We start from the raw sequence: 15,332 nt of genomic DNA, 5'->3' as shown, positions 1-15,332 counted from the left end.
CTGTTGCCGGGGGGAGGGGAAAGGTTGCCGCCGGATGGGACGGGATTTTCGTAGACGGATCGGACATGTTTCTCGCTGCGGCGCGGGTACGGTTCGGCGGGCGCCGAACGGTCGCGCCCCTACCGTGACGGCATGACCCCCTCAGGCCCGGCCTCCGCCTTCGCCGCCCTCCACCACCGCGACGAGCCCCTCCTGCTCCCCAACTCCTGGGACCACGCCTCGGCCGTCGCCCTCGCCGCCCAGGGCTTCGCGGCGATCGGCACCACGAGTCTCGGCGTCGCCGCTGCCGTCGGACTGCCCGACGGTACGGCGGCGACCCGCGACCAGACCCTCCAACTCGCCCTGAATATCGGCACGGAGGACTTCCTGCTGTCCGTCGACGCCGAGGGTGGCTTCAGCGAAGACCCGGGCCGGGTGGGGGAGTTCGCGCGGGAGCTGTCCGTCGTCGGCGCCGTCGGCATCAACCTGGAGGACGGAAACGGGGAGGGCGGCCTCGGACCGGCCGCCCTGCACGCCGCCAAGATCGCCGCCGTCAAGGCCGCCGCCCCGGGCCTCTTCGTCAACGCCCGCACGGACACGCACTGGCTCGGCGACCGTCGGTCCCCCGACCTGGTCCGGGACACCATGACCCGCCTCGACGCCTACCAACAGGCGGGCGCCGACGGGGTGTTCGTGCCCGGACTGACCGACCCGGATCAGATCGCCGCGCTGGTCGAGCGCCTCGACGTCCCGCTCAACATCCTCTACTCGCCCACGGGGCCCACAGTCGCTCAGCTCGGCGACCTCGGTGTACGCCGTGTCAGCCTCGGTTCGCTTCTCTACCGGCGGGCGCTCGGCGCGGCCGTGGAGGCGCTCACCGACATCCGGGCCGGGCGGGTGCCGAAGGGCGAGGCACCCTCGTACGACGAAGTGGTGGCCCTCGGTCACGAGCGCCACGGACGCGCGCGACCGAACCGGATCAGCCGACCGGGACCAGTGTCTCCGTGAGTCGTGCGGCGAACTCCGCCGAGTGCGTCCGCACCCCGAGATGTCCGCCGGGGAACTGGCGGAGGGCGTTCCCGGTGCGGCGGGCGAGGATCGTGGCGGTGCGGTACAGGAGCTGGTCGACGGAGTCGACTCCCGCGGCGAGGGTGAGACGGGGAGGGGCGGCGGAGAGGGCGGCGAGGTCGGCGTCGTAGGAGGCGAACGGCACCAGGACGCGGGTGATCATGAGGGCCATCGGGTTGGCCAACTCGTCGGTGGGGGAGAGGGGTTGGGCTTCCGGAGCCGGTTCCGGGGGAGTCGGCGGGCGTTCCTCCAGGCCCGCGTTCATCCTGGCTGCCGCGGCCTCCAGGCCGTGCTTGCGGTACGTGTCGTACACGTCGGTGAACATGGCCCGCTGCCGTTCCGCGTCGGGCAGGACCCCCACGACCGGCGGCTCGTGCGCGACCACGTGCCGCAGCCGGTCCGGGTGCCGGGCCGCCAGGTCGAGCGCGGGGACGGCGCCGGAGCTGGTGCCGAACACGTACGCGGACTCGCCCTCGGGCAGCACCGCGTCCAGCACCCGGGCCGCGCCCTCGCTCCACCACTCGACGCGCTGTTCCTCCACGGGCTTGCCGAGTTGGCCGTGGGCGAGGCCGAGCGGGTCGTACGTCACGACGGTGAAGCGTTCTGCGAGGCGGGCCGTGAAGTCGTCGAGGCCCATGGGATGTCCGGCGCCGCCAGGGAGGATGAGGAGGACGGGGCCGGAGCCGCGCACGTCGTAGTGATCACTCATCCTCCCGAAGCTACCGGCTGGGAAGGCCCGGGGCGCAATGATTTACGGGACGTGGGCCCGTACGCCGCCAACGAGCCCTTCGCACCCTTGCAGGTGCTTTCATTCCGCCGACTGCCTGCCCCCGCGTGGTGAGCCCTCCCCCCGGCCCACAGCGTGGAGGCCATGCAGGAATCACGCTCGGTCTCCCTCGCGCGGCATCAAGGCGGCGTGCTGCGTCCCGAGACGCGGGAGACGGCCCCGGGACCGGGCAGGGACCCCCGGACGGCGGCACCCGCACGCCCGTTGCCCTGGCTGCTGGCCGTGGCCGGCGCCTTCACCCTCGTCCAGTTGACTCTCGCGGTCCCCGGCGTGGGGCTCGGCTGGGACGAGACCGTGTACGTCAGTCAGGTCGGCCCGCAGGCCCCGGCGGCGTTCTTCAGCGCTCCCCGCGCGCGGGGCATCACCTTCCTGGTCGCACCGGTCGCCGCGTGGACCACCTCCACCGAGGCACTTCGCGTCTACCTCGCCCTGCTCTCCGGCTGCGGGCTCTTCGTGGCGCTGTGGGTGTGGCGCAGGCTGCTGCCGGTTCCCGTGCTCGCGGTCGCGGGCGCGCTGTTCGCGAGCCTGTGGGTCACGGTCTTCTACGGTCCGCAGGCCATGCCCAACCTCTGGGTCGCCCTCGGGGCGCTCGCCGCCGTCGGCTGCTTTCTGCGCGCCGCCCGCGACCCCGGGGACCGGCGCGCGCTGATCGGCCTGGGCGCGGGCACGGCACTGGCCGCGCTGATGCGCCCGACGGACGCGGTATGGCTGGCCCTGCCGCTCACCGTGGCCGCCCTGTCGGTGCGGAACACCCGCAGGACGCTGCTGCTCGCCGTCCTCGTCGGCTCCGCCGTGCTCGGCTGCGCCGAGTGGGTCGTCGAGGCGTACGCGGCATACGGCGGACTCGGCGCCCGGCTCGCGCGGGCCAGCGAGATCCAGGGCCACCTGGGCTGGTACTTCGCCGTCGACGACCACGCGCGTGCCCTGGGCGGCCGTACCCTGTGCCGCCCCTGCGACGGCTCCTTGAGCCACCCCGTCGGCGCCCTGTGGTTCCTCGCGCTGCCCCTGGTCGTCGCGGGCGGCGTCCGTGCGGCGGCCCGCACCGGGCAGCGCACCCCGGTCCTTCTGGCCTCGGCGGTCGGAGCGGCGCTCGCCGCGCCCTACCTGTTCACCGTCGGCTACGCGGCACCCCGGTTCCTGCTCCCGGCGTACGCCCTGCTGGCCCTGCCCGCCGCGTACGCCCTGGTCCGGGTCTGCGCCCTCCCACGCCGACGCCCGGCAGTCGTCGCGCTCGTCGTCGCGGCCCTCGCCGTACATCTGGCGGTCCAGTACCGCATCCTCGACGGCGTGACCGACCGCGCCCGCGCCACGTTCGCCGCCAACGGCCGCGTCGCCGCCGCACTGCGCGCCCAGGGCGTACGGCCGCCGTGCGTCCTCACCGGCGACGACGCGGTCCGGATCGCCTTCCTCCTGGGCTGCGCCTCCCGCCAGGCCACCGGCCATGACGTCTCCATCACGCCCGAGGCACTGGCCGGGGCGGGCGTACGGCAGCCGGTCGGGTTCCTGTTCTCGGGCGGGCAGAGGGTCCCCTCGTACGCCCGTTCCTGGCGCCCCCTGGACCTGCCCGACCCGCCCGCCCGGCCGGGCTACCGCGCCTATGTGTCCCCCGCCGCGAGGACGGAACCCCCGGCTCCCGTTGCCGCCGTACGGGCACACTGACCGACCGGCGACAACGGGAGAGGGCGGCACTCAGCCGATCGGCGCGTACACCACGCCCAGCTTGTCGATCTCGTCGCCCGAGCGGCCCGTGAAGCCGACGATCTGCCAGCCCGACGGTGCCGTGAACGTCGTCGTGTCCGACGTGGCCGTGCCGGAGGTCAGGGTGCGGGACTTGTCGGTGGTGAACGCCGCCGAGAAGATCCTTGTCTGCCCGTCCTTCTGACCCTGTGTCAGCTTCACCGAGGTGAGGTGCTCGCCGGACGCCAGGGTGAGGGAGGTGGCCGTGCCGCCCGTACCGCCGTGGGTGAGGGTCGTGCCGCTGTCGTGCGTCAGGGACACCGCGTCCAGCCGGGAGCCGCCGCGCAGGGTGAGCGTGCGGGGCGAGCGGGTCGCCGGGAGGTCGTCGGCGTCGTTGAACGCCGTACCGTGCGGGCCGCCGAAGAAGTCGCTCGCGCGGAGGTTCGAGGGCAGCGTCCAGGAGAAGTCGACCGTGTGGGGGAAGTGGTCGGAGAGGTTGGCGCCCGCGGAGTCCAGGAACGACGCCCACTCGTTGTTGTAGCGGGTCGCGGAGAGGTTCACGAGCTTGCTGCCGCGGTAGAAGATCTTGTCGACGACCTCGCAGTCGTTCGTCGGCGCGGTCGTCGGGCAGACCAGCGCGTCACTGCCCTGCGTCGGCTGTACGCCGCCCTTCACCAGCTGGACCCAGGCGTCCGTCAGGCCGTTGTCCGCCACGAGCGTGCGGATGTTGTCGCCCGCACGCGTGTACCGGGTGTTCGTGTCACCGGCGACGATCACCGCGTTGCCCGCGGAGTTGGCCTGGATGAAGGCGGACAGCTGCGAGATGTTGGACCGGCGGGCGGCCAGGGCCGCGTCGTCCGAGTCCGCGTTGGGGTGGGCGTTGTACACGTCCACGTAGACGCCCTCGTCGAGCCGCACCCGGGCCAGCGAGAAGCCCTTCGGGGTAAGGCAGTTGGTGCCGGTGCAGTCGTTCCACTGCACCCGCTCGAAGTCCTGGAAGGCGTAGTCCGAGAGGGTGTTGAGACCGTCGCCGAAGGGCACACCGCCACTCGTCGCCGTGCGGTACGCGTGGTTGTCGTTCGCGTACAGCGCCGCGTGGTAGTTGAAGTCCTCCTGCACGTTGACGATGTCGTACGCGCCCAGACGCGGCGATATCAGCGGGGTGTTCACCTCGGGGTTGCCCGAGCTGAGCAGCTCGGGGAGGCCCGCGACGTTGTACGTGAGGACGTTGAAGGTGCCGGAGGTGGCGGCTGCCGCCGGGGTCGAGCCGGTGGTGGCGAGCCCGGTCAGCGCGAGCGCGCCGGCCACGAGGGTGCCGATGAGTCTTCTCATGGTGGGGGTGTCTCCATGGGGACGATAGGTGAACGCTGCTCAGGTTCGACGGCCAACAGTGTGATGGACAAGGGCTGTTGGGGGAACAGTGAGTGCCGAGGCGATCCGCCGTGTCCGGGTCGTCCCGCGCTCACCCGGCGGTTGGGCAAGGTTCATGCTTCGCGCGGATTCTCCTCAGGCGGCGCACCACGGGCGCCGCGTGACTGAGGAGGCGCAGCCATGGGGCACGGGCACTCGCACGGACACGGCGGTCATCACCACCATCACGCACACGGTCCCGAGGACGGTACGGCGCTGCCCGCCGCCCTCGACACGTCCGTGCCCGACGAGGCCCTGAACCCCGAACAGCGGTCGCGCCGCACGCTGTTGCGCGGTGCCGGCCTGCTCGGCGCGGGCCTCGCAGCCGCGAGCGTAGTCGCCCCGACGGCCGCCGCTCCCGCATACGCGACCACCAACTCCCGCCGAAGAGGCGGCTTCCTGTGGCTGACAGGGGACCACCACATTCACACGCAGTACAGCAGCGACGGCAAGTACCGCGTCGTCGACCAGGTCCGCCAGGGCGCCAAGCACGGCATGGACTGGCTGGTCATCACCGACCACGGCTCGGCCACGCACGCCAAGATCGGTGTGGACAAGGTCAACCCGGACATCAGGGCGGCCCGCGCTGCGTACGAGGACACCCTCGTCTTCCAGGGCCTGGAGTGGAACATCCCGGGCGCCGAGCACGCCACGGTGTTCGTGCACCCCGGCAACAACGAGGTCTCCGTCCTCAAGCAGTTCGAGACCGACTACGACGGCAGCGTGAAGAACGCCTCCGACTCCACGCCCGCCAACGAGGCGCTCGCCGTCGCGGGCCTCGCCTTCCTCTCCGACCAGGTGAAGCGGCGCAAGGTCAAGGACGCGCTGATGCTCGCCAACCACCCGGCGCGGCGCGGTGTCGACTCCCCGCACGAGATCCGCGCCTGGCGCGACGCGAGCCCCGCGAGCCACCAGATCGCGGTCGGCTTCGAGGGCGCGCCCGGCCACCAGGCCGCAGGTCTGCCCGCCCCGCTCGGCCCGGCCCGCGCCCGGGGCATCTACGACAACAACCCGAGCGCCAACTCCTTCCCCGGCTACCCCCTGGAGAGCTACCGCACCTGGGGCGGCTTCGACTGGATGACCGCCACCGTCGGCGGCCTCTGGGACAGCCTGATCGCCGAGGGCAAGCCCTGGTGGATCACCGCCAACTCCGACTCCCACCAGGTCTACGCGGACACCGCGGTCCGCGGCCCCGGCGGCAGCTTCGAGGCCAACGGCCGCTACGAGGACCCGATCTACGGCGGAAAGATCGACATCACCCAGGGCGACTACTGGCCCGGCCAGTACAGCCGCACCCACGTCGGCTCCGACGGCTTCTCCTACGCCGCCGTCATGGACGGCATCCGCGCCGGCCGCATCTGGGTCGACCACGGCCAGCTGATCAGCGGCCTCGACGTACGCGTCTCGGGCGCCGGCCGCTGGAGCACGCTAGGCGGCGCGCTGCACGTGAAGCGAGGCACGAAGGTCACGCTGACGGTGGACGTGGCACTGGCCGACAGCGCCAACTGGGCCGGTTTCCTGCCCAAGTTGGCCAAGGTGGACGTCATCCAGGGCGATGTCACCGGCCCGGTCGCGGACCGCGACACCTTCACTGCTCCCTCGGCCAAGGTCGTCAAGACGTACGAGGTGAACCAGACCACGGGCACACTCCGCCTCACGTACGACCTCGGACGCGTCGACCGCCCGCTGTACGTCCGCCTGCGCGGCAGCGACGGCAACCGGTCCGCCGTGGGCGCCCTGGGCGCGACGGTCGACCCGGCGGGCCCGGCCATCGACGTCGTCGGCGACGCGGACCCGTGGAAGGACCTCTGGTTCTACACGAACCCGGTGTGGGTGCTGCCTTCGTGACGCGGTACGCCTGTTGGGCCGACACTCCGGTGTCGGCCCTCCGCGCGGCCGACCACCTTCTCCTCGCGTTGGCGGCCGAACTAACCCTCCCCGAGGGCACGTTCAGCTGCACCCACCTCGTACGAGGCGAACGCCCCCGGGTGGCCCTCTCGTTCACCCTGCCGTCCGAGCCGCTCCTGCGCACCGCCGAGGAGCGGCTCAGGGCCCAGGGGTACGAGGTGAGGCCCGGGGTGCCGGACGCGGTGGGTCGGGCGGTCATCTACTCGGGCGCGGATTCGCTCAACGGCACGGTGACGGTGGGGGAGTTGCTGGCGCGGAGCGCGATCGACCGGGTGACGGTGCTGGGGGCCGCGGGCCAACCGCCCGCCGGGCAAACGCTGGTGATGCATGGTCATGTGCGGCCGCAGTGGGAGGGCGGCGAACTCGTCCTCGCCACCATGCCCGCCGTCGGGGGCACCCTGGTGCCGTTCGAGGTGCCGGACCCGACACCGTGTTGTGCGGATCACTGAGCCGAGGGTGTGGGCTGGAACTGGAGTGAGGGCTCCAGCCCACATCCGCCTCCTCGTGTGCCCCGGGCAAGGGAGGAGCCAACTGGGTCAGTTGGCCTCTACTCCCCGAGGAGTTCGGGGAAGTTGGATGACCGTGGTGAGCACTGTCATCGCCATCGCGCTGAGCAGGATCACCATCAGATAGGGCCGGCCTTCGCGCGGGTTCCGCGCGAAGGCCGGACGCCTGGTCAGCAGGCAATGATGCTCGACACCGGTGTCCAGTTCACGCCGGAGGGCTGGTAGCTGTAGGCGCCGGGCATCCGCCATTGGGTGCCGTCTGCGAAGGTCAGCAGGGGGCGAGTTCCCGGGGTCTGGTTGTTCTCCCACGAGCCCGTGGTGTAGAAGGGGATGTCCCACGGCAGACCGCACGTGTACATGCCGACGTTGTCGCCGCCCCGGTTCGCATACTGGTACGCGCAGAACCAGTAGTAGTGCGCGGTGGGCTTGCAGTAGGGGGAGTTGGGCCCTTCTCCGGGCACGGCTGCCGCTCCCAGCTTCCGCGGCTGCTTCTCCCCCGGCACAGCAACGTTCAGAACCGCACCGCCGAGGTCGATCTGGTTCGGCGCCACTTGGGTGCCTTTTCCATCCAGCTTGGTGAGGTAGGCGTCGACCTTGTTCTGCAGGCCCGCCGCCTTCTCGGTGCTGAGCCCCGCCGCCCGCGCCTCCGCCACATACAGATCGCGGTCGCTGACCGCGGCGCTCGCCGTGCCCGTCCCGGCGACCGCGGCGAGCACGGTCATCGCCATCGCGCTGAGCAGGATCAGTAACCGGTGTTTCAGTGAGTTCATGGTCATCGGATCTCGTTTCCTCCGTTGTTGGTGTCTCTTGTTCGTCCCCTGAAGAGAGGGTGCTGGCCGCAGCCGGGCCTGTCGTTACGGGTGAGCGCACAGGTCTTTAGTCCGCGCGCACTGTCGTGCACCGCTGGCGGTACTGGCGTGGTGACAGGCCCTGGGCGCTGCGGAAGGTCTGGCTGAAGTGCGCGGGGCTGGTGAAACCCCACCGGGCCGCGATCGCGTGGATCGGGCGGGAGGCCAACCGGGGGTCGGCCAGGTCGCGTCGGCACTGTTCCAGGCGGCGTTCGCGGATCCAGCCGGCGACGGTGTGGCCCTCCTCCTGGAACAGCTTGTGCAGATAGCGCAGGGAGATGTGATGGGCCGAGGCGATTGCGTCCGGGGTCAGGTTCGCATCGCCCAGGTTGTCCCGGATGAAGGCGTGGATCCGGGCCATCAGCGCGCGCTGCCTGGTGTGGGGCGGCACCGAGCTCGACGTGTCCAGCGCGTCGGCGAGTGCCGTCGTCAGCACGTCGAGGGTGAGGGTGGACAGGCGTTCGGTGTCCGACGGGCTGAGCTCGTCCATGCGTTGGGCGAGGTGCACCAGGAACTGTGACGACAGCGCGCCGATGCCCCGGGTGCCCGGGATCCGTACCGCGCTCAGCCGGCGTAGCTCTCCGGGAGGCAACGGCAGCAGCGAGCGCGGGAAGCGCAGGAGGAGCAGTTGCTGGCTCCCCGGAAAATCCGGAGCGAAACTGGCCTGGTAGGGGCGTGAGGTGTCGAACAGCATCAGGTCCCCGACCCCGAACTCCACCCGCCGGTCGTCCTGCGTGATCTCACCACCGCCGCGCATGATGCACCCCAGTTTGAACATTTCGGGATCGGCGCGGCGGATCAGTTTGGGTGTGCGGTGGACCGTGTGCCGCATCGTGGTCATCAAGGTCACCTGCACAGGCCCGAACCCACTGATACCGACCTCCGCCTGGAACGTGCTCTCCACCTGCGGTTCGCAGCGTGTGTCGTAGGGCGCCCAGAGTTTCGAACTCACCTCGCGCCAGAACGCGAACCGATCTTCCGCCGAGACCTCGGCAGTGCTGACCACATCCATGCCCCCACCCGCCATGTCGTCACTAGTAGGCCGCAGATGATCGGTTTTCGACCGGAATGCGGCTGCTGAGTTGTCCCTGACAGGTCTAGCGGCTCGCGGATTGTTCGCGTTCGGCCCACCGACACCGAACAAACAACGCCCGAAGAATGCGGCGGCGCCTCGCCCGGCACCGCGATCGACACCCCGCTCGGCATCGGCATGGAAATTCCCCAACGCCCCCCAGAACACGGGGATTGCGCCCAGCAGCAGACCCCGATTCCGGGGTCCCCCAGTACTCCCATTCCGACGGACGGATCTCCGCCCAACGCCACAGCACCTCGACGCGGTCGGGGTTCCACATGTTGAACCTTCCGCAGCTCGGCGGCGCTGACGTCGGCGAGGGCTTGACTCGGTACTCGGCGACTTCCCTGGGGGCGTCCGCCATACGGACGTTGAGCTGTCGATGGCGTCCTGGATGTCCCAGCCTGGACGGTCGCCGCCCAGCACTCGTCCGCCAACTCCTTCTGAACCGGGTCACCCGTTGACCCCCGTGTAGTGCCCCAAACTCCACCGCCAAAGCCACCGCGCCCCCAGATACGCCACCAACCCCAGCAACGGCGAAGCCGCCGCCAGCCAGTACGGCACGCCCGTGTCGTCGCCGTGCCCGGTCAGTACCGCCGCCGGGAAGTACGCGACGAACGCGAGCGGCAGGCCGAAGGTGAGGAGGCCGCTCACCGCCCTGGGTAGCACGTTCAGTGGATAGCTGCCGAACGTGCCGAGCAGCTCCTCCAGCCAGCGGCCCCAGTAGTCCGCGGCCGGGAAGCGCAGCGACGCGCAGGCGACCGCCGTGAACAGGGCCGCCTCCAGGAGCATTCCGCCGAGGACGCAGACGACGAGGTACGAGATGCGGCCCGCCGTCCAGTCCAGGTTGCTCCGGGACAGGGCGCCGATCATGAGGCCCACGGCCACCGTCAGGTCGCCGATGGCGTTGGTGGGGAAGACGGACAGCTGGACCTGGCGGTACACCGGCATCGGGCGGACCAGGTAGGTGTCGATCATCCCCTCCTGGATGATCCTGCCGATGCCGTGCATCCTCCCGAGGAACAACACGAAGATGCCGTGCGCCAGCATCCGGGTCGCCGGGATCAGCAGTACCTCCGAGCTGTCCCAGCCGCCCATCCCGGTGAACCGGGTCAGCAGCACCGTCGCGAACACGATGACCGACACCTGCCAGACGGCGCCGATCGCGATCATCAGCAGGAACTCGGAGCGGTACTCCAGCTGGGCACGGAAGTTGAGGCGCGTGATGCGCCATGCGATACGGAAGGCGTTCACGGCCTCAGCCTCCCTGGGAGATCACGCGGCGGGCGGCCCGGCTCCACAGGAACCGGGTGAACAGGGCCAGCAGGACGATCCAGATGACCTGGACAGACAGCTGGAAGGCCGCGTCCGAGAGCGGGACGCGGCCCACGTACAGCGACAGCGGCACGCTCAGTGTGGCCTGGAAGGGCAGGAAGGAGCTGAGCGTGATGAACCAGCCCGGGAAGAACCACAGGGGTGCGTACACCCCGGACAGCAGGTTCTGCGCGAAGATCAGGATGAGCATCGCGGCGCCGTTGCGCAGCGTCCAGAAGCACAGCTGGTCGATCACCAGCATGACGTAATACAGGACCAGCTGGCCCAGCAGCAGGCTCAACGCGAACACCCCTGCCACGGGCGCCGATTCGGGCGGCTCGACCACCCCGACGGCGAGGCACAGGACGTACCCGGTCAACGCCCAGGCGAAGCCGTACAGTTGCTCGCCGAGTGCGCGCAGCGCGTAGTAGCGCTGGGGCGGCAGCGGGCGCAGGTACCAGTACACGATCGTGCCGAAGTGCATGTGCTGGAGCACGGAGTCGCGGCCCGCGTACTGGTCCAACTCCCGCAGGCGGGAGGCGAGTACGGCCATCACGGCGTACGTCACCGCCTGCTCGCGGTCGAGGCCGGCCGTCGTACCGGTCTGCTGGTACAGGCCGTTCCACAGGGACGCGACCAGGACCACCTGGACGGTCAGCCGGACCAGCGCGGCGGTCATCCGGGGCGGGGCGTGCAGCTCACCGAGGGGTGTGACCCTGGTGGCCCGCCAGGCGTGCAGGACGGCCATGTCAGCTGCCCTCGCGTGGAGTCGGGGCGTCGGCGTGGACGTACGCGGCCCGCATCACGTCCTCCAGGTCGGCCTCGTCGAGGGCGATGTCCGTCACCTCGTACCGCTCGATGACCCGCTTGAGCGCCTGGTGGACCGTCGGAGCGGACGGGCCGTCGGGGCCGAAGACCACCTGCGGGCCTTCGCGGCGCAGAAGGGCGATGCCGGGGAGCGCCTCGACCTCCGCGTGCGGGTCGGCCAGGGTCGCCCGGACCTGCCAGGTCGAGCCGAACCTCTTCTTGATCTCGTCCAGCGTGCCGTCCAGCACCAGCCGGCCGTGGTTGACGAGGACGACCCGCTCGGCGAGCCGCTCGACCTCCGTCATGTCGTGGGTGGTCAGCAACACCGTCCGGCCGCGTTCTTCCACCTGGTGGCGCAGGAACTCCCGTACCTGTTCCTTCACCACCACGTCCATGCCGATGGTGGGTTCGTCGAGGAACACCACCGGCGGGTCGTGCAGCAGCGCCGCCGCCAGGTCGCAGCGCACCCGTTGGCCCAGAGAGAGGTGCCGTACTCGGGTGTCCCAGAACGTGGAGAGTTGCAGCAGGTCGTCGAACTCCCGCAGCCGTACGTCGTGTTCGGGCTTGGGTATCTCGTAGATGTCCCGGAGGATCGAGAACGACTCGCGCACCGGCAGGTCCCACCAGAGCTGGGTGCGCTGGCCGAACACCGCCCCGATGTTGCGGGCGTTGCGCTCGCGCTCCAGGTAGGGCACCACGCCGGCGACGCGTGCCTCGCCGGAGGTGGGGGTGAGGATGCCGGTGAGCATCTTGATGGTGGTGGATTTCCCGGCGCCGTTCGGGCCTAGCAGGGCCAGGAGTTCACCCGGCGCGACGTCGAAGGTGATGTCGGAGACGGCGTCCTTCGCGACCCGTTCCGGCTGGACGAGGGAGCGCAGGGCCCCGGTGAAACCGGGACGCCGCACGGTGGTGTGGAAGGTCCGGGACAGGCCGCGGACCTCGATGGAACCACTCACTCAGGGAACCTCCGGGAGCTTGCGACGCACGAACACGGCCGTCCGGCTGGGAGCCGGACGGCCGTGTGATGTGACCGGTAACATACTCAGTCGTCGATGGCCGAGAAGACAACGGAGAATTCAGCGGGCTGAACCCTCAGCAGATACTGCGGAAGAGCGCCCGGCCCGCAGGACTGCGAGCCGATGCCCTGCTGGCCGTGGTCGAGGTTGACCCACACCGTGTCGCCGGGGGCGAGGTCGGTGAGGTGCTCGGCCGCGTCGAGCTGTTCGCTCGTCCAGCGGCGGGCCGTGAACCAGAACTCCGGGTCGCCGTCGACGCGCAGTCCGCCGATCTCCGCCCAACGGACGTCGGTCCGGGCGCCGTTCTCCTGCGGGCGGACGTAGGGCGTCTGGAGGTCGTCGACCGTGGACTCCCAACGGGCCAGCAGGGAAGCTGCGTTGGTGTCCGGATAGCCTTCGCCGGGACCGCCGCCGAACCAGGTCACCCGGTCCGCGGCCGACAGTCCCAGCCGGATGCCGAGCCTCGGCAGTGGCAGAGTCCAGTCGCCCTCGGGATCGACGGTCACGGTCAGCTTCAGCTTGTCGCCGTCGGACGTCCAGCGGTACACCGTGTCGAGGCCCACCTCGGCCGCGGCGGGCGCCACCCGGGTCCGTACCGTCAGCGAGTCCGCGCCCAACTCCACCGAATCCAGGCGGTGTTGCATCCGGTGCAGGCCCAGCTTGCGCCACAGCACGCCGTAGCGGATGTCGGGCTGCCAGGTCGCGCCGAAGTCGTTGTCGGTGGGCGCCCGCCACACGTCGAGGCGCAGAGCCTGGACCTCGCGGCCACCGATCGACTTCAGCGCGCCCGTGCGGGCGTCGAAGGTGCCCGGGCCGAGGGTGACGACCCCGTCGGCCGAGGCGGGCGCGGCCGAGGCGGTGACCGTCGGCAACGGCCGTGCGGATGCCGGGAATTGACCCCAGGCGACCTGGTGCCCCTGCTCGCCCCAGGTCGACTCGTCCGCCAGCAGCGCCCGTACGGTCCACAGCGACTCGGCACCGCCCCGCGCGTCGGCGGGCAGCTCGGGCAGCTTCACGTCGGTCGACTCGCCGGGCGCGAGGGCGGGCACCGCCAGGGTGCCGGTCTCAACTGCCGTGCCGTCGACGTCGTACGACCATGTGAAGGTGAGCGCGGAGAGATCGGCGAAGTCGTAGGCGTTGGTGACCCGGACCGTCCCGTCCGTGCCGTCGCCCTCGATCCGGACCGGCTCGATGACCTTCGCGAACTCGACGAGGCCCGGGGACGGCGTGCGGTCCGGGAAGATCAGGCCGTCGCAGACGAAGTTGCCGTCATGCAGCTCCTCGCCGAAGTCGCCGCCGTACGCGTAGCCGAACCGCTCGTCCTTGATGCCGTGGTCGATCCACTCCCAGATGAAGCCGCCCTGGATGCGCTCGTGGGCCTCGAAGATGCGCTGGTAGTCGGCGATGCCGCCGGGGCCGTTGCCCATGGCGTGCCCGTACTCGCAGAGGATGAAGGGGAGTTGGCGGCGCTTGTGCGTACCGCCGTCCTGGCCCTGGCCGATGCGCTCGGTCTCGGCGTGGTCGGCGTACATGCGGGAGTACATGTCCGTGTCGCGGCAGTCCCAGTCGCCCTCGTAGTGCACGAGCCGGGAGCTGTCGCGCCCGTGGATCCACTCGGCCATGGCGGTCAGCCCGCGTCCGGTGCCGGCCTCGTTGCCCAGCGACCAGATGACGACCGACGGGTGGTTCTTGTCGCGCTCGACCATCCGGGACGCGCGGTCCAGGAGGGCCGGGGTCCAGCGGTCGTCGTCGACGGGGTTGTCGCGCCACTTCTGCTCGGTGAAACCGTGGGTCTCCAGGTCGCACTCGTCGATGACCCACAGGCCGTACTCGTCGCACAGGTCCAGGAAGGCCGGGTGCGGCGGGTAGTGCGAGGTGCGGACGGCGTTGAGGTTGTGCCGCTTCATCAGCAGGACGTCGGCCCGCATGGTCTCCAGGTCGAGCGCGCGGCCCTTCTCGGGGTGCCATTCGTGGCGGTTGACGCCCTTGAAGAGGACCGCCTTGCCGTTGACCTTGATCAGCCCGTCCGCCAGCTCGACGGTCCGGAAGCCGATGCGCAACGGCACCCGCTCACCGGCCGTGACCAGCACACCGTCGTAGAGGCGGGGTGTCTCGGCGGTCCACGGCTCGACGGCGACCGTCACCGGCTCGCCGGTCCTGACATCGATGTCCAGCTCGGGGACGGTGACGCGCCCGTCGACGTCGGACTCGACGCGGAGCGTGCCCGTACCGGCCGTGTGGTCGTACGAGGCGTGCACGAAGAAGTCGCCGGCGCTGCCCGCCGGGCGGTGCAGCAGCGTGACGTCACGGAAGATGCCCGGCAGCCACCACTGGTCCTGGTCCTCCAGGTACGAACCCGCCGACCACTGGTGGACCCGGACGGCGAGAACGTTGCCGCTCGGCTTCAGCAGCTGCCCGACCGCGAACTCGTGGGGCAGCCGCGAGCCCTTGAACTCGCCGAGCTCCGTGCCGTTCAGCCACACCCGGGCGCACGACTCGACCCCGTCGAAGCGCAGCACCGCCCCGCCGTCCGACAGGTCGGGCCAGTCGGACGGCAGGTCGAAGACGTGCAGGTGGTCGCCGGTCGGGTTCTCGGTCGGCACACGGGGCGGGTCCACCGGGAACGGATAGAGATGGTTGGTGTAGATCGGGGACCCGAAAGCCCCGTCGCCCTGGAGGACCCAGTGCCCGGGGACCGTCACCTCGGCCCAGTCCCCGGCGTCGTACCCCGGCGCGGCGAACGAGTCGTCCGCGCCGTCGGCGGTCGGCGACAGCCGGAAACTCCAGCTGCCGTTCAGGGACAGCGAACCGGCGTCCGAGGACGCGTACCAGGCGCGGGGCGGAAGCGCCCCGGTGCCGGGTGAGACGCTCTCGACGTAGTCGGTGGACGTGGCCGTGGTGCGGAAGGACATCGGTCTCCTAGTTCAGCGCGATAGGCGC

General features: G+C 70.6%; 12 protein-coding genes. 4 read left to right on the top strand and 8 right to left on the bottom strand.

All coding sequences use genetic code 11. The annotated features are described in order from the left end of the window. Nucleotides 1-132 precede the first annotated feature (132 nt). A complete protein-coding gene (locus tag LUX31_RS07995; protein ID WP_235474077.1) occupies nucleotides 133-987 on the top strand; it encodes an isocitrate lyase/PEP mutase family protein in 855 nt (284 codons plus the stop codon). On the opposite strand, the gene LUX31_RS07990 is transcribed toward LUX31_RS07995, so the two are convergent. Then, nucleotides 959-1,756 carry an alpha/beta fold hydrolase gene (locus LUX31_RS07990; protein WP_235474076.1) on the bottom strand — a complete coding sequence of 266 codons (798 nt, stop codon included), beginning with the start codon at nucleotides 1,754-1,756 and terminating at the stop codon, nucleotides 959-961. The genes LUX31_RS07995 and LUX31_RS07990 overlap by 29 nt on opposite strands. Nucleotides 1,757-1,918: 162 nt before the next feature. Between LUX31_RS07990 and LUX31_RS07985 the strand changes: the two genes are divergently transcribed. Beyond that, entirely contained in the window at nucleotides 1,919-3,493 is a 1,575-nt protein-coding gene (locus LUX31_RS07985; RefSeq protein WP_235474075.1) for an ArnT family glycosyltransferase, read from the top strand. A 30-nt stretch (nucleotides 3,494-3,523) separates the two neighbouring features. On the opposite strand, the gene LUX31_RS07980 is transcribed toward LUX31_RS07985, so the two are convergent. After that, a complete protein-coding gene (locus LUX31_RS07980) occupies nucleotides 3,524-4,843 on the bottom strand; it encodes a jacalin-like lectin (RefSeq protein ID WP_235474074.1) in 1,320 nt (439 codons plus the stop codon). A gap of 219 nt (nucleotides 4,844-5,062) precedes the next feature. Between LUX31_RS07980 and LUX31_RS07975 the strand changes: the two genes are divergently transcribed. Together LUX31_RS07975 and LUX31_RS07970 are read left to right on the top strand one after the other, a co-directional pair. Beyond that, complete coding sequence (locus tag LUX31_RS07975) at nucleotides 5,063-6,769, top strand: PHP domain-containing protein (RefSeq protein WP_235474073.1); 1,707 nt, start codon at nucleotides 5,063-5,065, stop codon at nucleotides 6,767-6,769. Continuing rightward, nucleotides 6,751-7,278, top strand: coding sequence for a hypothetical protein (locus LUX31_RS07970; RefSeq protein ID WP_235474072.1), 528 nt, complete (start codon nucleotides 6,751-6,753; stop codon nucleotides 7,276-7,278). Before LUX31_RS07975 ends, LUX31_RS07970 begins: the two co-directional genes overlap by 19 nt. 227 nt (nucleotides 7,279-7,505) lie before the next feature. Here the strand turns inward: LUX31_RS07970 and LUX31_RS07965 are convergent, their stop codons facing one another. The 6 genes from LUX31_RS07965 to LUX31_RS07940 form a co-directional block, all read right to left on the bottom strand. After that, nucleotides 7,506-8,111, bottom strand: a complete 606-nt coding sequence (locus LUX31_RS07965) for a hypothetical protein (protein ID WP_235474071.1) — start codon at nucleotides 8,109-8,111, stop codon at nucleotides 7,506-7,508. Between the two features lie 100 nt (nucleotides 8,112-8,211). Continuing rightward, nucleotides 8,212-9,195 carry a helix-turn-helix domain-containing protein gene (locus LUX31_RS07960; protein WP_235474070.1) on the bottom strand — a complete coding sequence of 328 codons (984 nt, stop codon included), beginning with the start codon at nucleotides 9,193-9,195 and terminating at the stop codon, nucleotides 8,212-8,214. A 513-nt stretch (nucleotides 9,196-9,708) separates the two neighbouring features. Then, entirely contained in the window at nucleotides 9,709-10,509 is an 801-nt protein-coding gene (locus LUX31_RS07955) for an ABC transporter permease (RefSeq protein ID WP_235474069.1), read from the bottom strand. 4 nt (nucleotides 10,510-10,513) lie between these two features. Beyond that, entirely contained in the window at nucleotides 10,514-11,317 is an 804-nt protein-coding gene (locus LUX31_RS07950) for an ABC-2 family transporter protein (RefSeq protein ID WP_235474068.1), read from the bottom strand. Between the two features lies 1 nt (nucleotide 11,318). Then, a complete protein-coding gene (locus LUX31_RS07945) occupies nucleotides 11,319-12,332 on the bottom strand; it encodes an ABC transporter ATP-binding protein (protein ID WP_235474067.1) in 1,014 nt (337 codons plus the stop codon). Between the two features lie 86 nt (nucleotides 12,333-12,418). Further along, nucleotides 12,419-15,304, bottom strand: a complete 2,886-nt coding sequence (locus tag LUX31_RS07940; protein ID WP_235474066.1) for a glycoside hydrolase family 2 TIM barrel-domain containing protein — start codon at nucleotides 15,302-15,304, stop codon at nucleotides 12,419-12,421. Between the last annotated feature and the right edge of the window lie 28 nt (nucleotides 15,305-15,332).

Origin of the sequence: Streptomyces sp. GQFP (assembly GCF_021545335.1) — a bacterium.
In the GTDB taxonomy this organism is placed as follows: domain Bacteria; phylum Actinomycetota; class Actinomycetes; order Streptomycetales; family Streptomycetaceae; genus Streptomyces.
The sequence above is the reverse complement of the archived record's forward strand: the minus strand, read 5'-3'. Positions and strand labels throughout refer to the sequence as shown.

Excerpts from the sequence above, each read along its gene's own strand:
- LUX31_RS07965 (WP_235474071.1), bottom strand. The coding sequence starts at position 8,111 with ATGACCATGAACTCACTGAAACACCGGTTACTGATCCTGCTCAGCGCG.
- LUX31_RS07975 (WP_235474073.1), top strand. The coding sequence starts at position 5,063 with ATGGGGCACGGGCACTCGCACGGACACGGCGGTCATCACCACCATCAC.
- LUX31_RS07990 (WP_235474076.1), bottom strand. The coding sequence starts at position 1,756 with ATGAGTGATCACTACGACGTGCGCGGCTCCGGCCCCGTCCTCCTCATC.
- LUX31_RS07950 (WP_235474068.1), bottom strand. The coding sequence starts at position 11,317 with ATGGCCGTCCTGCACGCCTGGCGGGCCACCAGGGTCACACCCCTCGGT.
- LUX31_RS07980 (WP_235474074.1), bottom strand. The coding sequence starts at position 4,843 with ATGAGAAGACTCATCGGCACCCTCGTGGCCGGCGCGCTCGCGCTGACC.
- LUX31_RS07960 (WP_235474070.1), bottom strand. The coding sequence starts at position 9,195 with ATGGATGTGGTCAGCACTGCCGAGGTCTCGGCGGAAGATCGGTTCGCG.
- LUX31_RS07940 (WP_235474066.1), bottom strand. The coding sequence starts at position 15,304 with ATGTCCTTCCGCACCACGGCCACGTCCACCGACTACGTCGAGAGCGTC.
- LUX31_RS07995 (WP_235474077.1), top strand. The coding sequence starts at position 133 with ATGACCCCCTCAGGCCCGGCCTCCGCCTTCGCCGCCCTCCACCACCGC.
- LUX31_RS07985 (WP_235474075.1), top strand. The coding sequence starts at position 1,919 with ATGCAGGAATCACGCTCGGTCTCCCTCGCGCGGCATCAAGGCGGCGTG.